Source organism: Aureimonas phyllosphaerae, assembly GCF_047943035.1.
Taxonomy (GTDB): Bacteria; Pseudomonadota; Alphaproteobacteria; order Rhizobiales; family Rhizobiaceae; genus Aureimonas; species Aureimonas phyllosphaerae.
The window spans coordinates 1,041,537-1,058,689 of the sequence record NZ_CP181348.1 but is presented as its reverse complement, the minus strand read 5'-3'; the positions used below and the strand labels follow the sequence as shown (position 1 = coordinate 1,058,689).

The window sequence follows — 17,153 nt, the reverse complement described above, 5'->3', positions numbered from 1 at the left end:
GACCAAGGACTGGCATGAGGCGGGGCCGCGTGATGACGAAACCGGACGAGGCCGAAGCGGGCGGCGGCGCGTTCCTGCGCGAGGGCGAGACGTGCTGGCGCATCGCGCGCGCCGAGCGCTTCTCGATGATCGTGGATGCCGCCGATTTCTTCTTCCACGCCAAGCAGGCGATGCTGGCCGCGCGTCACTCGATTCTCCTCGTCGGCTGGGACTTCGACGCGCGCATCGAGATCGAGCCCGAGCGCCAGACGCTGGACGGGCCGAACCGGATCGGACCGCTCCTCGACTGGCTGGCCGAGCGCAGTCCCGATCTGGACGTGCGCATCCTGAAATGGGACCTCGGCCTCCTCAATTCGCTGGCACGCGGCGAGACGCCGGTCTTCATGCTGAACTGGATGATGGGCGGTCGCGTGCGCTTGAAGCTCGACGGCGCCCATCCCCCGCTCGGCGCCCATCACATGAAGCTCCTCGTGGTGGACGAGACGATCGCCTTCTGCGGCGGCATCGACATGACCACCGGGCGCTGGGACACGCGCGAGCACGAGGAGAACCGCCCCGGACGACGCTCGCCGCGCGGCGCGCCGCTCGGCCCCTGGCACGATGCGACAAGCTGCGTCACCGGACCAGCCGCCCAAGCCCTTGCCGAGCTGGCGCGCGATCGGTGGACGCAGGCCACCGGCGAAACCCTGTCGCAGCTGGCCGGCGCGCACGCGATCTGGCCGGAGGGGCTCGCCGTCGATCTCGAGGCCGTCCGCATCGGGATCGCGCGCACCGCGCCCGAATTCGGGACGCGGCCGCAGGTCGCCGAGATCGAGCGGGCGACGCTCGCCGCGATCGGCGCCGCGCGCGACAATCTCTATATCGAAAGCCAGTACTTCGCCTCGCGCAAGATCGCGCTCGCGATCGCCGAGCGCCTCGCCGAGCCGCACGGGCCCGACATCGTCGTGATCAATCCGGACACGGCCGACGGCTGGCTGGAGGCGAAGGCGATGGACACGGCGCGCATCCGCCTTCTGCGCCTCCTGAAGCGCGCCGACCGCTTCGACCGGTTCCGCATCCGCTATCCCGTGAACGAGGCGGGCTCGGCGATCTACGTCCATGCCAAGGTCATGGTGGTGGACGACCGCCTCCTGAAGCTCGGCTCGGCCAACCTCAACAACCGGTCCATGGGCTACGACACCGAATGCGACCTCCTCATCGAGGCCGGCAGCGGCGAGGAGGGGACGCGCCGCATGATTCTCGCCAAGCGCGACGGGCTGCTTGCCGAGCACCTCGGCGTCTTGCCGCAGACGCTGCGCGAGGCGCTGGATCGCCATCGCGGGCGGCTCGCGCGCGTCGTCGACGAACTCGGCGAAGCGCGGCTGAAGCCGTTGCCGCTGCGCCCCCTTACCGCCGCCGAGGAGGCGCTGGCGGAATCCGACATGGCCGATCCCGAGCGTCCGGTTGGCTGGCGCGACAAGCTGGCCTCGCTCGCGCGACGCCGGTGAGGACGCGTCCTTCGCAGCGCAGCATGACGCACGCTTGCACCGGACGGCGGTTCTGGCGTCCCCTCCCCGCCGACGGGTGATTCGCCCGCAAGCGATGGACGGACGACATGAGCTCCCTTTCCCTTCTTCCCGACGACGCGGCCCATGCGACGCTGGTCGGCCGCCTCTTTGATCCCGAGACCGGCGGTCCCGTCCTCGTCGCGGTGCGCGGGCAGACGCTGGTGGAGGTGAGCAGTGCCGCCCCGACCCTGTCGCAGCTCCTGGAACTCTCCGATCCGGTCAGAGCCCTTCGCTCCGCGACGGGCGGGCGCGAATGGGATCTTGCCGAGGTCGTCGAGGCCAGCCGCCGCAACGGGCCGGACCGCGAGGCGAGCGCCGTGCTTCTCGCGCCGTGCGATCTCCAGGCGGTGAAGGCCTGCGGCGTGACCTTCGCCCGCTCGATGATCGAGCGCGTGATCGAGGAGCGGGCCAAGGGCGACCTCAGCCTTGCGGCCGCGATCCGCGGCGAGATCGGCGAGGTGATCGGCGGGGCGCTGACCGACGTCGTGGCGGGCTCGCCCAAGGCCGCGGAGGTGAAGCGCATCCTGCAGGAGCGCGGATACTGGTCGCAGTATCTCGAAGTCGGCATCGGGCCGGACGCCGAGGTCTTCACCAAGGCGCCGGTCTTGTCGAGCGTCGGCTGGGGCTCGGAGATCGGAATCCTGCCGTCCTCGGAATGGAACAACCCGGAGCCCGAAGTGGTGCTCGCGGTGAGCTCGACGGGGCAGATCGTCGGCGCGACGCTCGGCAACGACGTGAACCTTCGCGACGTCGAGGGACGCTCGGCCCTCCTTCTCGGCAAGGCCAAGGACAACAACGCCTCGAGCGCGATCGGCCCGTTCGTGCGCCTCTTCGACGACGGCTTCACGCTGGATGACGTGCGCACCGCCGAACTGACGCTCACCGTCGAGGGCGCGGACGATGGCTACCGGCTCGAGGGCCATTCCTCGATGCGCGAGATCAGCCGCGATCCGGCCGATCTCGCGGGCCAGGCGCTGGGACGCCACCACCAGTATCCCGACGGCATGATGCTCTATCTCGGCACGCTCTTTGCGCCGGTCGAGGACCGCGACGCGCCCGGCAAGGGCTTCACCCACAAGGTCGGCGACCGCGTCTCGATCGCCTCGCCGCGCCTCGGCCGCCTGGAGAACGTCGTCACCCACACCGACAAGGCGCAGCCTTGGCGCTATGGCATCACGGACCTGATGCACTATCTGGCGGCACGCGGATGGCTCGGCCGGGGGGCCTGAACCGCGGGGCCCGTTGCACGAACGGCCTTGCGGGAGCCGCAATTTGACGGCATGTCAACGCGTTAGCTTCAAAGGCCGCCTCGCGGCGCCAGGGACCGGGGGACCACCAGCATGAGCGCAGCGCTCGACCTTCAGCCGGAGGCCTCGGTCACGTCGCGCGCGCTTCTGGACCGGACGGACTGGCAGGCGACCTCGCTCGGCCCCCGCGCGAACTGGCCTGCGGCCCTGTCGGCGGTGGTCGACACCGTTCTGGATTCCCAGATCCCGAAGGTCCTGATGTGGGGACCCGACCATGTGATGGTCTACAACGACGGCTACCGCGAGATCGCCGGGGACAAGCACCCGGCGGCCTTCGGCGGCACCGTGCCGGACGTGTGGCCGGAAATCTGGGACTGGAACCGCCGGATCCTTGAGACCGGCCTTGCCGGCCGGGCCGAGACCTATCGCGACCAGCCGATGCGCCTCCACCGCAACGGCGCCCTGCGCGACGTCGTGTTCGACCTCTTCTACACTCCGATCCGCGATGGAAACGGCGGGATCGGCGGGGTCCTGTGCACGGTGATCGAGCGCACCGAGCGCGAGGGGCTGCGCCGCTCCAACGACCGCTTCCGCGCCGCCGTCGCCGCGATTCACTCGACGCTGTGGACCAATTCGGCCGAAGGGCGCATGAGCGGCGAGCAGCCAGGCTGGTCTGCGCTGACCGGTCAGACGCAGGCCGAGTACGAGGGCTTCGGCTGGGCGGCCGCCGTGCACCCCGAAGACGCCGACGCGACGGTCGCGGCCTGGAACGAGGCGGTCGCCGCGCGCTCGACCTTCGTCTTCGAGCACCGGGTGCGCGTCGCCTCCGGCGAATGGCGCCAGTTCGCGATCCGCGCGGTGCCGATCCTCGACGACAACGGAGCCTTGCGCGAGTGGGTCGGCGTCCACACCGACGTCACCGAGGAGCGCCTCGCGCAGGAGCAGCTGCGCGAGCACGCGAGCGTGCTGGAGCGCCAGATCCGCCATCGCCAGCGCGCCGAAGAGCAGCTGCGCCAGCTGAACGAGACGCTGGAGCATCGCGTCGCGCAGGCCGTCGAGGAGCGCCGCGCCGTCGAGGCCGCGCTGAACCGCTCGCAGCGCCTGGAGACGGTCGGCAAGCTGACCGGCGGCGTCGCGCACGACTTCAACAACCTCCTGCAGGTCGTCTCGGGCAACCTCCAGCTTCTCCTGAAGGACATCGCCGGCAACGAGCGAGCCGAGACGCGCGTGCGCAACGCGCTCGCCGGCGTCTCGCGGGGGGCCAAGCTCGCCGCGCAGCTTCTCGCCTTCGGGCGGCGCCAGGCGCTGGAGCCCAAGGTCGTCAACGTCACACGCTTCGTGCGCGGCATGGACGACATGCTGCGGCGCGCGATCGGCGAGGGCATCGAGGTCGAGACCGTCTTCGGCGGCGGTCTGTGGAACACGTTCATCGACCCGACGCAGATCGAGAACGCGCTTCTGAACCTCGCCATCAACGCGCGCGATGCGATGGAGGGCCAGGGCAAGCTGACGATCGAGCTCGGCAACGCCCATCTCGACGACGACTATGCGCGCCGGCACGAGGTGGCGGCCGGGCAGTACGTGATGCTCGCGGTCAGCGACACGGGCTCCGGCATGAGCCCCGAGGTCATCGAGCGCGTGTTCGAGCCGTTCTTCACCACCAAGGCCGAGGGCAAGGGCTCTGGCCTCGGCCTGTCGATGGTCTACGGCTTCGTGAAGCAGTCCGGCGGCCATGTGAACATCTATTCCGAGGTCGGCCAGGGCACGACGATCCGCCTCTACCTGCCGCGCTCGACGCAGAGCGAGGACCAGGAGATCGCGGTCGACACCGGTCCGGTGACCGGCGGCACCGAGACGGTGCTCGTGGTCGAGGACGACGAGGAGGTGCGCGCCACGGCCGTCGAGATGCTGACCGACCTCGGCTACCGCGTCCTCAAGGCGGTGGACGCGCAGTCGGCGCTCAACGTCGTGGAAAGCGGCATTCCAATCGACATCCTCTTCACCGACGTCGTGATGCCCGGCAAGCTGAAGAGCCCCGAGCTCGCCCGCAAGGCGAAGGAGCGTTTGCCCGGTCTCGCGGTGCTCTTCACCTCCGGCTACACCGAGAACTCGATCGTCCATGGTGGCCGGCTCGATGCCGGCGTGCAGCTCCTGTCGAAGCCCTATACGCGCGAGGCGCTGGCGCGGAAGTTCCGTCACGTCCTCGCCAACCAGGCGCAGGTGAACGGCGCGCGCCGGGCCGCCCTCAAGGGCCCCGCGCTCGCGCCCGCCGCCGCGGACGCGCCGACCGTGAAGACCGGCGGTCTCGGCGCCGCGGCCCCGAAACCCGAGCCGACCGGCAAGGGCACGGTGCTTCTGGTCGAGGACGACGGCCTGATCCGGATGAACACGGCCGACATGCTGAAGGACCTCGGCTACGTCGTCTTCGAGGCGGGCCGCGCCGAGGACGCGCTTACCGCGATCCAGACCGTGCCCTTCGACGTTCTCGTCAGCGACGTGAACCTGCCGGGCATGTCGGGCACGGAGCTTGCCGACGAGGCGCGCAAGGTGAAGCCCGGCACGGGCATCGTGTTCGCGACCGGCGACCGCCATGTCGCGGGCGTGACGCCCGGCGAGGACCCGCGCGTGACCATCCTGTCGAAGCCCTACGGCATGGAGGACCTCGAGGCGGCGATCGCGAGTGTTCTCGAGGCGCAGCGCGTCCCGGCCTGAGGGGGACCCGCTAGAACTTGAGCCAGAGCGCGGCGAGCAAGCCGTGCTCGTCGAGCGCGTTGCGGCCCGCGACCGCGCTCCAGCCGCCGGCCTGCACCGAAATGGCGGAGGTGACATCGTAGACGCCGGAGAGCTGCAGCTTGTGCTGGTCGAAGCCTTCCAGCCCATCCTTCGGCAGACCGACCACCGAGAAGCTCTGCGCCAGAAGGAGGATGTCGGGCCGCGCCCGGATCCCGAGCGTGAGGTCCGCCCGAATCTCGTCGGCCGTCAGCCCGCCGGCCGTCCGGTAGGCGCCCTGCGCCTCGGCAAAGGCGTCGCGCCCGGCGATCGTGAAGCCGTAGCCGGCCAGAAGCCGCGCCTCGACCTCGCCGGCAAGCAGCCCCGCGCCGCCGGGATCGAGCGCCGGATCGGCCTCGGCGATGCGAAGGTTGGCTTCCGCTGAAGCGACGAAGCCGCCGCGCTGCATCAGGCGGAACCGGCCGCCGACCTCCGACACGCCGAGCCCCGTCTCTCCATTGCGCGCCTCGAAGCTGAGATGGCGGACTTCAGTGCGCCCGCGCAGGGTGAACCGGTTGGTGATGCCGTACTCGGCCAGAACCTGGATCTCCGCCTTTCGGAACCCCGAGACGGGCGCGCGGCGCCGGTTGTCACCGAAGGCGCCCCGCGCCTCGGACCCGCCGGCCGAGACGATCGCAAGGCCCCGCCCCTTCTCGAGCGTCCAGGCACCCGCCGTGGCCTCCTCCACGCTCCCGAGTTGAAATCCGGACAGCGCGGCAAGGGTGGCCAGAGCCCTCGATGGCCGACTGCGCATGCGTTTCGTCGGCATCGTCTCGATTCCCGGCCCCCTTCGGTCCGGCATAGAATTGCAATTGGAAGTTTAATCCTTCGTTGATCCCGACCCGTCCGGCGCGTGGCCGCGGCGGGATGCCCTTCTTTTGCCGGGCGACCTGGTCTAGAGCCTGTCACGAATCACGGTTAGGCAGAGCGCCGACCGAACCACGACACCCGCCGGGAGCCGCTCCATGACCGACAGCGCCGCCATGCAGGCCAACCTTCTCGCCGAAGCTCTGCCCTACATGCAGGCCTACGAGAACAAGACGGTGGTGGTGAAGTACGGCGGCCATGCCATGGGCGACCAGACGCTCGGCCGCGCCTTCGCGCGCGACATCGCGCTTCTCAAGCAGTCGGGCATCAACCCGATCGTGGTGCATGGCGGCGGGCCGCAGATCGGCGCGATGCTCGCCAAGATGGGCATCGAGAGCCGCTTCGAGGGCGGCCTTCGCGTTACCGACCAGCGCACGGTCGAGATCGTCGAGATGGTCCTGGCCGGCTCGATCAACAAGGAGATCGTCGCGCTCATCAACGCCGAGGGCGAGTGGGCGATCGGCCTGTGCGGCAAGGACGGCAACATGGTCTTCGCCGAGAAGGCCAAGAAGACCTATGTCGACCCCGATTCGCGCATCGAGCGCGTGCTCGACCTCGGCTTCGTCGGCGAGCCGGTCGAGGTGGACCGCACGCTCCTCGACCTTCTCGCGCGCTCCGAGATGATCCCGGTGATCGCGCCGGTCGCACCGGGCCGCGACGGAGCGACCTACAACATCAACGCCGACACGTTCGCGGGCGCCATCGCCGGCGCCGTCCAGGCGGCGCGCTGCCTCTTCCTCACCGACGTGCCGGGCGTTCTCGATCGCGACGGCCAGCTGATCAAGGAACTGTCGGTGGCGCAGGCGCGCGCGCTCATCGCCGACGGCACGATCTCGGGCGGCATGATCCCGAAGGTCGAGACCTGCATTGAGGCGATCGAGCGCGGCGTCCAAGGCGTCGTCATCCTCAACGGCAAGGTCCTGCACGCGGTGCTCCTCGAACTTCTCACTGAGCACGGCGCCGGCACGCTGATCGTTCCCTGACGGTTCGATGACGGGGCGGGGCGACCCGCCTGTTGCTGCAACGCACTCGCCCCGATCGATCCCGTCGGCGATAACGGAGCGCACCCTTGCGCTTCGAAGAGGTTCGCCGATGGTTTCGCGTTACGTCCCGGGTCTCGCGCTCCTTCTCGCCGTCGCGCCGGCAGCGGCCGAAGAGGGTGCCGACCCCTTGCGGTTCGGCAACGAGGACAGGTTCGTCGCCTTCTCGCCCTTCCTGCAGCTCGATGGCGGTTGGGCGTCCTCGCATCCGCGCGACCTCCTCGGCGACGACGAGCGCCGCGAGGGCTCGGTCCGCCGGGCGCGCATCTACACCGATTTCGGCTACGACGATTTCGGCGGCCGCCTTGTCCTCGACTTTGCGACGCCGGGCCGCGTCGAGGTGCCCTACGCCTTCATCGACTACGCGCCGAGCGACGCCGTGACGCTGCGTGCCGGCCAACAGGACGTGACCTACTCGTTCCAGGAACTCCAAGGCAGCCGCTCCGCCCTGTTTGCCGAGGACGCCCTGGTCGAGACCCTGTCGCCGGCTGATGCGGTGGGCGCGGCAGCCCTCTACGGCGCCGATCGCTGGAGCCTGTCGGGCGGCGTCTTCGGCTCGGACATCAACCGCCAGCCCTTCGACGACGGCATCGGCCTTGCCGCGCGCGCCACCTACGCGCCCTATCTCGAAGGCGACGACGCCGTGCATCTCGGCCTCGGCCTCTCGGCGGGGTTCGACCGGCAGGAAGCCTTCTCGCTGTCGGGCGGCGCGGGGGTCGACTTCGTCTCCGCTTCGCTCGTCTCCACCGATGATTTCGAGCCGAAGGGCAAGACACAAGGCGCTAACCTCGAGCTTGCCGCGACGCTCGGCCGCTTCACCCTCCAGAGCCAGTACATGGTGCAGCATGCCGAAGGGTTCGGGCGACGCGGGACGACGGCGCATGGCGGCTATCTCGGAGCGCTCGTCTTCCTTACTCCCGATCATCGCGCCTATGATGCCAAGTCGGGCATCTTCGAGCAGATCGAGCCCCGTCGCGGGCTCGGCGAGGGCGGCTTCGGCGCGCTGGAGATCGGCGGGCGGTTCGATTATCTCGATCTCACCGACGACGGGCCGGACGCCGGTGCCGAGTTTGCCGCGACCGCCATCGCCAACTGGTATCCGACCGACCAGCTCCGCTTCACCGCGACGCACGTCCACAGCCGGACGGTCGACGGGCCCGACGACGGCGAGCGGGTGAACGCCACCCTGCTTCGCGCCGCCTTCATCTACTGATCCCCGCGCTTTGGCGTTGACGGCGCCCCGCTCCCGTGCCGAATGAGGTCATGAACAGCACCGACACATCGATCGGCCGCACGCGCGACGCCGACCCCGCCGACTTCGCCCATGTCGACACCTGGGTCTTCGACCTCGACAACACGCTCTATCCCCGCCGCACCGACCTGTTCTCGCAGATCGACGCACGGATGACGGACTATGTGGCCGAACTCCTGTCGGTGCCGCGCGACGAGGCCAAGGCGGTCCAGAAGGGGTTCTATCGCCAGTACGGCACCACGCTGCGCGGGCTGATGGAGGTGCACGGCATCGATCCCGACGCCTTCCTCGCCTATGTCCATAACATCGACTACTCGTGGCTCGCGCCCAATCCCGAGCTCGGCGCCGAGATCGCGGCCCTGCCGGGACGCAAGTTCATCTTCACCAATGGCGACCGGGGCCACGCCGAGCGCACCGCGCGCCAGCTCGGCATCTTCGAGCATTTCGAGGACGTCTTCGACATCGTGGCGGCCGGCCTCATCCCCAAGCCCGCCGCCGAGACCTACGACAAGTTCATGGGGCTCCACCGCATCGACACGGCGCGCGCCGCCATGTTCGAGGATCTCGCGCGCAACCTCGAGGTGCCCAAGCGCCTCGGCATGCGCACCGTCCTGATCGTGCCGGAGAATTTCGAGACGGCGCTCGGCGATGCCTGGGAGCACGAAGGCCGCGAGGGCGCCCATATCGACTTCGTGACCGACGACCTGACGGCGTTCCTGCGCCGCATCCGCGCCGCCGCCTGATCGACGAAAAAACCCCGGCGCGTCGCCGCACCGGGGTCGGTCGGTCGGGTCGCCGGGACGACGTCCCGGCGCGCCGTCGTTACGAGATGGTCTTCACCGTCGTGTCGGTGCTCCAGCCGCGCGGGCCGCCGACTTCGCTCGTCGTCGAGGTCGAACCGGTCGTCGAGGTCGCGGTGGTCGAGCTGGTGCCGAAGAGGCCGCCCGAGCCGGTCTCGACGCGCAGGTTGTTCTGGACGTGGCTGACGCCCGAGATGCGCTCGACGAGATCCTCGGCGCGGCGCTTCTGGTCGCGCGACGGCACGTGGCCGGCCAGCGTGACCTCGCGATCCTTCACCGTCACCTCGATGTCGGACGCGTCGATGTAGTGATCGTCGGTCAGGCGGTCGTTGACGTCGTCACGGATGCGCTCGTCCGACCGCGTGTAGCCCTTCGGGCCGCGTCCGCCGAACTGCTTGTCGGCCTCGCGGCGACGCTCGGCGTCACGGTCGCCGAACCAGGAGGCGATCTCGTCGCCGGCGCGCTCGAAGAAGCCGCGATCTTCGTCGCGGGCGGCGTTGTAGGAGGACGAGCCGTAGCCGTAGCCGCGGTCGCTCGAATAGTCGCGGCCGTAGCCGGAGGACTGGCGATAGCGGTCGCGGTTGGCATAGTCGTCGTAGGACGAGGTCTGGCCGTAGTCGTTGCGGCCGGCATAGCGGCTGGGACCGTAGCTCGAGCGCTGGTCACGATAGCTGTCGTTGCGATCGTAGCGATCGTCGTAGGCGCCGCCGAAGGACGCCTGGCTGCTGTTGCGCGAATACGAGCCGTAGCGATCGGCGTTCGCGCGCTCGCGGCCGTAGCCGGTCTCGGTGTTCTGGCCGTAGTTGTCGCGGTCCCACTCGCCGTAGGCATCGCGCTCGCCGTAGGCGGCGCGGCGTCGCGCGTCGCGCTCGTTGAGGCTGCCGTTGCGCTCGTCGTCGTAGCGCGAACGGTTGCGATCGCCGAAGTTCCGATAGTCGCTCATGCGGGTCTCCCGTGAATATCCGCCGCCGAGCCGAATGCTGCGATAGCGGTTCTCAAGGCGGCTAACGAGCCGAATCGCAGGGGCGTTCCAGCGCTCGCGATGAATCCGACGCCATTGTGATCAATCACCGAGCAGGGAGCGGCCCGGGCTGGCGAGGGAGCCCTCCGGCACGGCGCCGCCGCGGGCGGGGTGCCCGGCAGTTGCCTGAGCCGGCGGCAGGCCTGCCTGGTTCTGGCGAAGGACGGCATCCTCGGCCCATTCCGCAGCGCCGGCGGTTCCGGCCTTTGCCGCCGCACGCGCCGACGCGCTCATTGGGTCGCTGTCGGAGGCGGGACGGCGCTCGCGCGTCTCGTCCGGCGGGATCGTTTCCGCGACGTCCATCGCCTGCTGCCGCCGCATCATTTCCGAATCGGTGTCTTCGCCGCCCATCGTCCGTCTCCGCTCGTTCATATTGTCGAGGGCGAAACGGAAGCCGGGGATGCGGGTTCCTCCGGGCGTCAGAAGCCGTAGAAGCTGCGGATTGCTTCCCACCCCTCCTCGGCCGTATCCACCATGCGGAACAGGTCGAGATCGGCCGGCGCGATCGTTCCCTCCTCGGCGAGGAACTCGAAGTCGACGAGCCGGCGCCAGAACTCGGCCCCGAAGAGAAGAACCGGGATGCGCGCCATGCGCCCGGTCTGGATCAGCGTCAGCGCCTCGAACAGCTCGTCGAGCGTGCCGAAGCCGCCCGGGAAGATCGCCATCGCCTTGGCGCGGAACAGGAAGTGCATCTTGCGCGTGGCGAAGTAGTGGAAATTGAAACAGAGCTCGGGCGTCGCATAAGGATTGGGCGCCTGCTCGTGCGGCAGGGTGATGTTGAGCGCGATCGAGACGGCGCCGACATCGGCGGCGCCGCGGTTGCCGGCTTCCATCACCCCCGGCCCGCCGCCGGTGACGATCACGAACTCCTTGCCGCCCGACGAGTTGGCCGAGTGCTGCGAGGCGAGGCGCGCGAAGCGTCTCGCCTCCTCGTAGTAGCGGCTGTTCGCCTCGAGGCGCGCCTTCTGGCCCGCGTTGCGCGCCGCCCAGGCCGCTTGGCCGGGCTCGGGGATGCGCGCGCCGCCGAACAAGACCACGGTGGAGAGGATCCCGGCCTCGATCAGCGCGAGCTCTGGCTTCATCAGCTCGAGCTGCAGCCGGACGCCGCGCGTCGCCTCCGAGGTCAGGAAGTCCGGATCGTCGTAGGCGAGCCGGTAGGTCGGCGACAGCGTCTGCGGGGTCCTGGGCTTCGCCTCCTGACGCTTCTTGTCGTCGCCGGCCGAGGGAAAGGGGACCCAGGTCCCGGCCGGTGCCACTGGCGCGGGTGCAGTGTTCGTCGAATCGTCGTCGGCCATTTTCGCCTGCCTGCCATGTGCTCTGCCGAAGCTCCAAGGGTTTAGAGACTGTTGCGGGACGGGGGCAAGCCTTGTGCCCCTTCCGCGCTGCCTCTAGGAGAGGCGCGATCCCTCGATTGGCCCCAGACCCCGGAGACGAAGCCCCATGTCCGCTGCCGCCCACGCCGACCTCGAAACCACGATCGAAGCCGCGTTCGACCGGCGCGACGGCATCTCCCCGGACACGACGGGCGAGGTCCGCGAGGCAGTGGAGGCGGCGCTCGGCCTCCTCGACCGGGGCGAGGCGAAGGTGGCGACGCGTGGGGACGACGGCATCTGGACCGTTCACCAGTGGCTGAAGAAGGCCGTCCTCCTGTCGTTCCGCCTCAACGACATGGAACCCATCGCGGGCGGCCCCGGCGGCGCGACCTGGTGGGACAAGGTGCCCTCGAAGTTCGACGGCTGGGATGCCGCCCGCTTCCGCGAGGCAGGCTTTCGTGCGGTGCCGGGCGCCATCGTGCGCCGTTCGGCCCATATCGGCCGGAACGCCATCCTGATGCCGAGCTTCGTCAATCTCGGCGCCTCCGTCGGCGAAGGCACGATGGTCGACACCTGGGCGACGGTCGGCTCCTGCGCCCAGATCGGCGCGCATGTCCACCTTTCGGGGGGCGTCGGGATCGGCGGCGTGCTCGAGCCGCTGCAGGCCGGCCCGACGATCATCGAGGACAACTGCTTCATCGGCGCCCGCTCCGAAGTGGTCGAGGGCTGCATCGTGCGCGAGGGCTCGGTGCTCGGCATGGGCGTCTTCATCGGCCAGTCGACCAAGATCGTCGACCGCGAGACGGGCTCGATCACCTACGGCGAGGTGCCGCCCTACTCTGTCGTCGTCGCCGGCTCGCTGCCGGGCAAGGCGATGGGCAACGGCGAGCCGGGCCCCGCGCTCTACTGCGCCGTGATCGTCAAGCGCGTCGACGAGCGCACCCGCTCCAAGACCTCGATCAACGATCTTCTGCGCGCCTGACGCGCGGCGCAGACCACCTGCCAACGAAAAAGGCCCGGAGCGGAGCGCTCCGGGCCTTTTTCGTTGGAACATCGTGACCGGCTCAGTTGAAGCCGAGGCCACCCGCGGGCGCTGCGCTGGCGGGCGCGCTGGAGTCGAAGGCATCGCCGAACCGTCCGACGTCGGGCTGCTCGCGGCGCACGACGCGTCCGCCCACCATCGAGCCGACCCCGATCGAGCCCTCGGACGCCTTCGGCTGCGCCGGGCGCGGCGTGTTCTCGGCGACGCGCACGGGCCGTGCGACCGGCACCGGCGCGCTGGCGGCCGGAACGGTGAGGACGGCGGCGGCGGCGTTGGTGGCGGGCGCTGCGGCCTCCGGCGCCATGGCGGCGGCCACGGCCTTGCGCGCGGCGGCCGGCTGGGCGGCGACTTCGCGCGCGATCAGGCCGGAGCGCACGGTGGGTTCGACGGCGGCGACCAGCGTCGGCGCCTCGCCGCCCATGGCGGGCGACTTGCGGGCACGGATCGCGGCCATGTGGCGCTTGACGTTGGAGCAGTAGACGCTGGCGGACTTCGACATCACCGTGGTGCGGTGGCCGCCCTTGTATTTCATCGCGGTCTGGCAGACGTCGCCGTTGCCCTGCTCCCAGGCGCCCTTCAGGTAGCGCATGCCGTAGCGAAGGTTGGTCTCGGGGTCGAGGAGGGCTTCCGCCGGCCCGTCGAAGCCGAGGCCGCGCGCGGTGGCAGGCTTGATTTGGGACAGGCCGTAGACGCCGGAGCCGCGGGCCCGCGGGTTGTAGTGGCTTTCCACCCGCACGACGGCATAGGCGAGTTCGCGGGGAATGTCGTTGTCGTCGGCGGCCTTCTCGATCAGACGGTCGATCTTCGGATCGCCGGTGATCGTGTCGCCGATCGCCTTGGCCGCGTCGCGCACGGTGCGCGCGCCGGCGGATGCGATCGTGACCGCGCCGGACCCGACCGCCGAAGCGCCGGCGACCACGGTGTCCTTGGCGGCGACGACGCCGCCCTTCACGGTTTCATGCGCGGCGACGGCGGTGTCGATCGCCCGCGAGGCGATGCCGGGCGCCTCGATGGCGGGCGCGGTAGCTGCGGGCACGGTCGGCGCGGCTGCGGCAACATGGACGACGCGGCCGCCCTTCGCCTCGGCGACCTCGACCGCGCCCGTGTCCGGACGGTCGGTCGGCAGGATGACGCGGCTCGGGCCGGCGTCGTTGGCGGCGATCTCGACCACGGAACGGGTCGGCGCGGCGGGCGTTTGGGAGGTCGTGGACGCCGAGGCGGCATCGGCCACCTTGGCGGCCTTCGGGGTCATGTCGGCCGTGCCGGCCATCCGGTCGCCGTCCGACACGCAGGCCGACAGGATCAACGGTGCGAGGAGCGCCAGTCCGGCGACCGAAACCACCCGGCCGGAACGCACACGCGCGCTCCGGGCTCCCACAGCCCGCTGATCAATCATGCAAGGTCCCCACAGCCGTTTCCCTCGACCTCGTCCTTGCCCTCCCAAACCCGGCCGAAACGTGGCGGGAATGGGGGAAAGGTTACGAAGCGTTCACGAAGGTTAGCGCAACGTGACCGAAAAACACCACCCCACCGAAGTTGGATTCGTGCGCTTCGGGCAAGCTTGACAGATTCCAGACAAGGTCGCGCCACACTATCCGACTGAATCCGCGCGATGATTCGTCGGCCCGCTCCTGCGACGAAAGGTTCCGGGATCCGTGGAAAAATCGTATCCGAGCCCGGCCGCGGACGCTAAACCGGGGCCATGACGACGCTCCCCATCGACCCCGCCGCGAATCTCCTGCGCCTCCTGCGCTGCCCGTCCGTGACACCGGACGAGGGCGGCGCGCTCGCGGAACTCGCCGCGCTGCTCACGCCCTTGGGCTTTGCGATCGAGCGCCCGGTGTTCACGGAGGCCGGCACGCCGGATGTCGAGAATCTCCTGGCCCGGCGCGGCGAGACGGGGCCGCATCTCTGCTTTGCCGGCCACACCGACGTCGTGCCGCCGGGGCCCGAGGCGGACTGGCGGCACGGGCCGTTCTCCGGTGCGGTCGAGAACGGCGAGATGTTCGGGCGCGGCGCGGTGGACATGAAGGGCGGCATCGCCTGCTTCGTCGCCGCGCTCGCCCGCCTCCAAGCACGCGGCGCGTTGGACGGGGGACGCGTCTCCCTCCTCATCACGGGCGACGAGGAAGGACCGGCGATCAACGGGACGGTGAAGCTCCTCGAGTTCGCCGAAGCGCGGGGCGAGCGGTTCGACGCCTGCCTCGTCGGCGAGCCCACCAACCCGCAGCGGCTCGGCGACATGATCAAGATCGGGCGGCGCGGCTCGCTGTCGGGGCGCCTCGCACTTCTCGGGCGGCAGGGCCATGTCGCCTATCCGCACCTTGCCGACAATCCGATGCGCCGCCTGGCCGCCGCGGTCGACGCGCTGAACGAGCCGCCGCTCGATGCGGGCAGCGAGGCGTTCCAGCCCTCGAATCTCGAGATCACCGCGGTCGACACCGGCAACGCGGCGACCAACGTCATCGCCGGCCGCGTCACCATCGCCTTCAACGTGCGCTTCAACGACCGCTGGACGCCGGAGACGCTGCGCGCCGAGCTCCTGCGGCGGATCGAAGCGGCGCTTGGGGGGGCTCCTTACGAGATCTCCTGGCGCGAGCCGGTGTCGGACGTCTTCGTGACCGCACCCGGCCCCCTGACGCAGGCGCTTTCGGTGGCGGTGGAGACGGTGACCGGGCGCCGGCCCGAACTCTCCACCTCCGGAGGCACGTCGGACGCGCGTTTCATCAAGAACCACTGCCCGGTGGTGGAATTCGGCCTTGTCGGCGCCACCATGCATATGGCCAATGAGAGGGTCGCCCTCTCGGACCTCGAAACGCTGACGGCTATCTATGAAACCTTCGTTGCCCGCTGGTTCGCCGCCCAGTCCTGACTTCCTGCCGACGCTGCCCGAGATCGGGCGCTATTTCACCGGTGCCTGGCGCCTGATGGCCGGGGACCGGCGCGGCCTCGACCGGTTCGACCTGTCGGCGGACGGGTTCTGGCGTTCCTTCGCGGCGCTGGTCGTGGCGCTGCCGCCGACGGCCCTGTCCTGGCTGGAGTTCGAGCGCGTCGAGCGCGGCTTCAGCGCGGCGAGCCCCGTCACGGCGCTGGCCGCCCATGCGCTGGCCGATCTGACGGCCTGGCTCCTGCCGCTCTTCCTCGTCGGCATCGCCGCCCGGCACATCGGCTTCGAGCGGCGCATGGTGCCGTTCGTGGTCGCGGTGAACTGGGGCGGGGCGTTCCTGACCTGGGTGTTCTCGCCGTTCTTCGTGCTCCTCCTCGTCGGAGGCCCGAGCGAACTCACGCAAGTCCTCGGCCTCGTCATCGCGCTCCTGTCGATCGGGCTGACGGTGCGGCTGATCGCGGTGGCGACGAGTTGCGACACCCCGCTTGCGATCGCCATCGTGACGATGATGATCTTCGTCTCACTCCTCTCCTTCGCCGCCGTCTCCGATCTCTTCGGCGTGGCGGTCGGGTGAGGCAGGCAACGCGGGCGCTGCGCGGGGCACGCCCCAGGTGGCTTCCGGCGCGTAGTCGACGCGGGTGAGGTAGAGCCCATCCGGCGGGGCGACGGGGCCGCAGCGCTTGCGGTCGCGCGATTCCAGCGCCGCGACGAGATCGCCCTCGCTCCAGCGCCCCTCGCCGACGAGCTTCAGCGAGCCCGCGAAGGAGCGGATCTGGTTGTGGAGGAAGGACTGGGCGGAGGCGTGAAGATGCACCTCGCCGCCCGGCGCCGCCACGACGTCGAGCCGCTCCAGCGTGCGCACCGCGTTCTTCGCCTGGCAGTTCACCGAGCGGAACGTGTTGAAGTCGTGGGTGCCGAGGAGCCGCTTGGCGGCCCGGTCCATCGTCGCGACGTCGAGCGGCCGCCACACCCACCAGACCTGCCCCTTCAGGATCGAGGGCGGCGGGCGGCGGTTGAGAATGCGGTAGAGATAGTGCCGCTTGCTGGCCGAGAAACGCGCGTCGAACGTGTCCGGCATCTCCTCGGCGGCGAGGATCGCGACGCCGCCCTCCTCGCGAAGATACGCATTGAGGGCATCACGCACCGTGTCGGTCTTCCAGCGCCTGGCGATGTCGACATGGGCGACCTGCCCCGTCGCGTGGACGCCGGCATCCGTGCGCCCCGCGCCGAACAGGGTGACCTCTTCGCCGCAGAAGGCGAGAAGCGCCCGTTCCACGGTTTCCTGCACGGAAATGCCGTTCTTCTGGCGCTGCCAGCCGCAATAGGTCGAGCCGTCGTATTCGATGGTCAGCTTGTAGCGGGGCATCG

15 protein-coding genes are annotated in these 17,153 nt (G+C 69.8%); 9 read left to right on the top strand and 6 right to left on the bottom strand.

The genetic code is table 11. The annotated features are described in order from the left end of the window. Positions 1-32 precede the first annotated feature (32 nt). The 3 genes from ACLNGM_RS04825 (at position 33) to ACLNGM_RS04815 (ending at position 5,506) form a co-directional block, all read left to right on the top strand. A complete protein-coding gene (locus ACLNGM_RS04825) occupies positions 33-1,487 on the top strand; it encodes a phospholipase D-like domain-containing protein (RefSeq protein WP_416357423.1) in 1,455 nt (484 codons plus the stop codon). Positions 1,488-1,594: 107 nt separating this feature from the next. Next, complete coding sequence (locus tag ACLNGM_RS04820; protein ID WP_416357422.1) at positions 1,595-2,776, top strand: fumarylacetoacetate hydrolase family protein; 1,182 nt, start codon at positions 1,595-1,597, stop codon at positions 2,774-2,776. A 111-nt stretch (positions 2,777-2,887) separates the two neighbouring features. After that, on the top strand, positions 2,888-5,506 hold the full coding sequence (locus tag ACLNGM_RS04815; RefSeq protein WP_416357421.1) for a response regulator: 2,619 nt from the start codon (positions 2,888-2,890) through the stop codon (positions 5,504-5,506). A gap of 10 nt (positions 5,507-5,516) precedes the next feature. Here the strand turns inward: ACLNGM_RS04815 and ACLNGM_RS04810 are convergent, their stop codons facing one another. After that, positions 5,517-6,332: a hypothetical protein gene (locus ACLNGM_RS04810; protein WP_416357420.1), complete on the bottom strand. Its 816-nt coding sequence runs from the start codon at positions 6,330-6,332 to the stop codon at positions 5,517-5,519. Between the two features lie 196 nt (positions 6,333-6,528). Here ACLNGM_RS04810 and argB point away from each other — a divergent pair, with 196 nt between their 5' ends. The 3 genes from argB (at position 6,529) to ACLNGM_RS04795 (ending at position 9,465) form a co-directional block, all read left to right on the top strand. After that, positions 6,529-7,413, top strand: coding sequence for an acetylglutamate kinase (gene argB, locus ACLNGM_RS04805; protein WP_055891933.1), 885 nt, complete (start codon positions 6,529-6,531; stop codon positions 7,411-7,413). A 109-nt stretch (positions 7,414-7,522) separates the two neighbouring features. Beyond that, the gene (locus ACLNGM_RS04800; RefSeq protein ID WP_416357419.1) at positions 7,523-8,683 is read left to right on the top strand and encodes an OprO/OprP family phosphate-selective porin; all 1,161 of its coding nucleotides are present in this window, start codon (positions 7,523-7,525) and stop codon (positions 8,681-8,683) included. 50 nt (positions 8,684-8,733) lie between these two features. Next, entirely contained in the window at positions 8,734-9,465 is a 732-nt protein-coding gene (locus tag ACLNGM_RS04795; protein ID WP_090963455.1) for a pyrimidine 5'-nucleotidase, read from the top strand. Positions 9,466-9,544: 79 nt separating this feature from the next. On the opposite strand, the gene ACLNGM_RS04790 is transcribed toward ACLNGM_RS04795, so the two are convergent. The 3 genes from ACLNGM_RS04790 to ACLNGM_RS04780 form a co-directional block, all read right to left on the bottom strand. Beyond that, on the bottom strand, positions 9,545-10,465 hold the full coding sequence (locus ACLNGM_RS04790; protein ID WP_416357418.1) for a BON domain-containing protein: 921 nt from the start codon (positions 10,463-10,465) through the stop codon (positions 9,545-9,547). Between the two features lie 120 nt (positions 10,466-10,585). Next, positions 10,586-10,894, bottom strand: coding sequence for a hypothetical protein (locus tag ACLNGM_RS04785; protein ID WP_090963451.1), 309 nt, complete (start codon positions 10,892-10,894; stop codon positions 10,586-10,588). Between the two features lie 68 nt (positions 10,895-10,962). After that, positions 10,963-11,838, bottom strand: a complete 876-nt coding sequence (locus tag ACLNGM_RS04780; protein ID WP_090963449.1) for an LOG family protein — start codon at positions 11,836-11,838, stop codon at positions 10,963-10,965. A gap of 145 nt (positions 11,839-11,983) precedes the next feature. Here ACLNGM_RS04780 and dapD point away from each other — a divergent pair, with 145 nt between their 5' ends. Then, positions 11,984-12,838, top strand: a complete 855-nt coding sequence (gene dapD / locus ACLNGM_RS04775; protein ID WP_416357417.1) for a 2,3,4,5-tetrahydropyridine-2,6-dicarboxylate N-succinyltransferase — start codon at positions 11,984-11,986, stop codon at positions 12,836-12,838. 82 nt (positions 12,839-12,920) lie between these two features. Here the strand turns inward: dapD and ACLNGM_RS04770 are convergent, their stop codons facing one another. Continuing rightward, on the bottom strand, positions 12,921-14,255 hold the full coding sequence (locus tag ACLNGM_RS04770) for a lytic transglycosylase domain-containing protein (protein WP_416357416.1): 1,335 nt from the start codon (positions 14,253-14,255) through the stop codon (positions 12,921-12,923). 345 nt (positions 14,256-14,600) lie between these two features. Between ACLNGM_RS04770 and dapE the strand changes: the two genes are divergently transcribed. Beyond that, positions 14,601-15,770, top strand: a complete 1,170-nt coding sequence (gene dapE / locus ACLNGM_RS04765; protein WP_416357415.1) for a succinyl-diaminopimelate desuccinylase — start codon at positions 14,601-14,603, stop codon at positions 15,768-15,770. Continuing rightward, entirely contained in the window at positions 15,742-16,359 is a 618-nt protein-coding gene (locus ACLNGM_RS04760; RefSeq protein ID WP_416357414.1) for a hypothetical protein, read from the top strand. The genes dapE and ACLNGM_RS04760 overlap by 29 nt, the downstream gene beginning before the upstream one ends. Here ACLNGM_RS04760 and truA read toward each other — a convergent pair. Continuing rightward, positions 16,306-17,151 carry a tRNA pseudouridine(38-40) synthase TruA gene (gene truA / locus ACLNGM_RS04755; protein WP_416357413.1) on the bottom strand — a complete coding sequence of 282 codons (846 nt, stop codon included), beginning with the start codon at positions 17,149-17,151 and terminating at the stop codon, positions 16,306-16,308. The two genes, ACLNGM_RS04760 and truA, sit on opposite strands and share 54 nt — an antisense overlap. Positions 17,152-17,153: the final 2 nt, after the last annotated feature.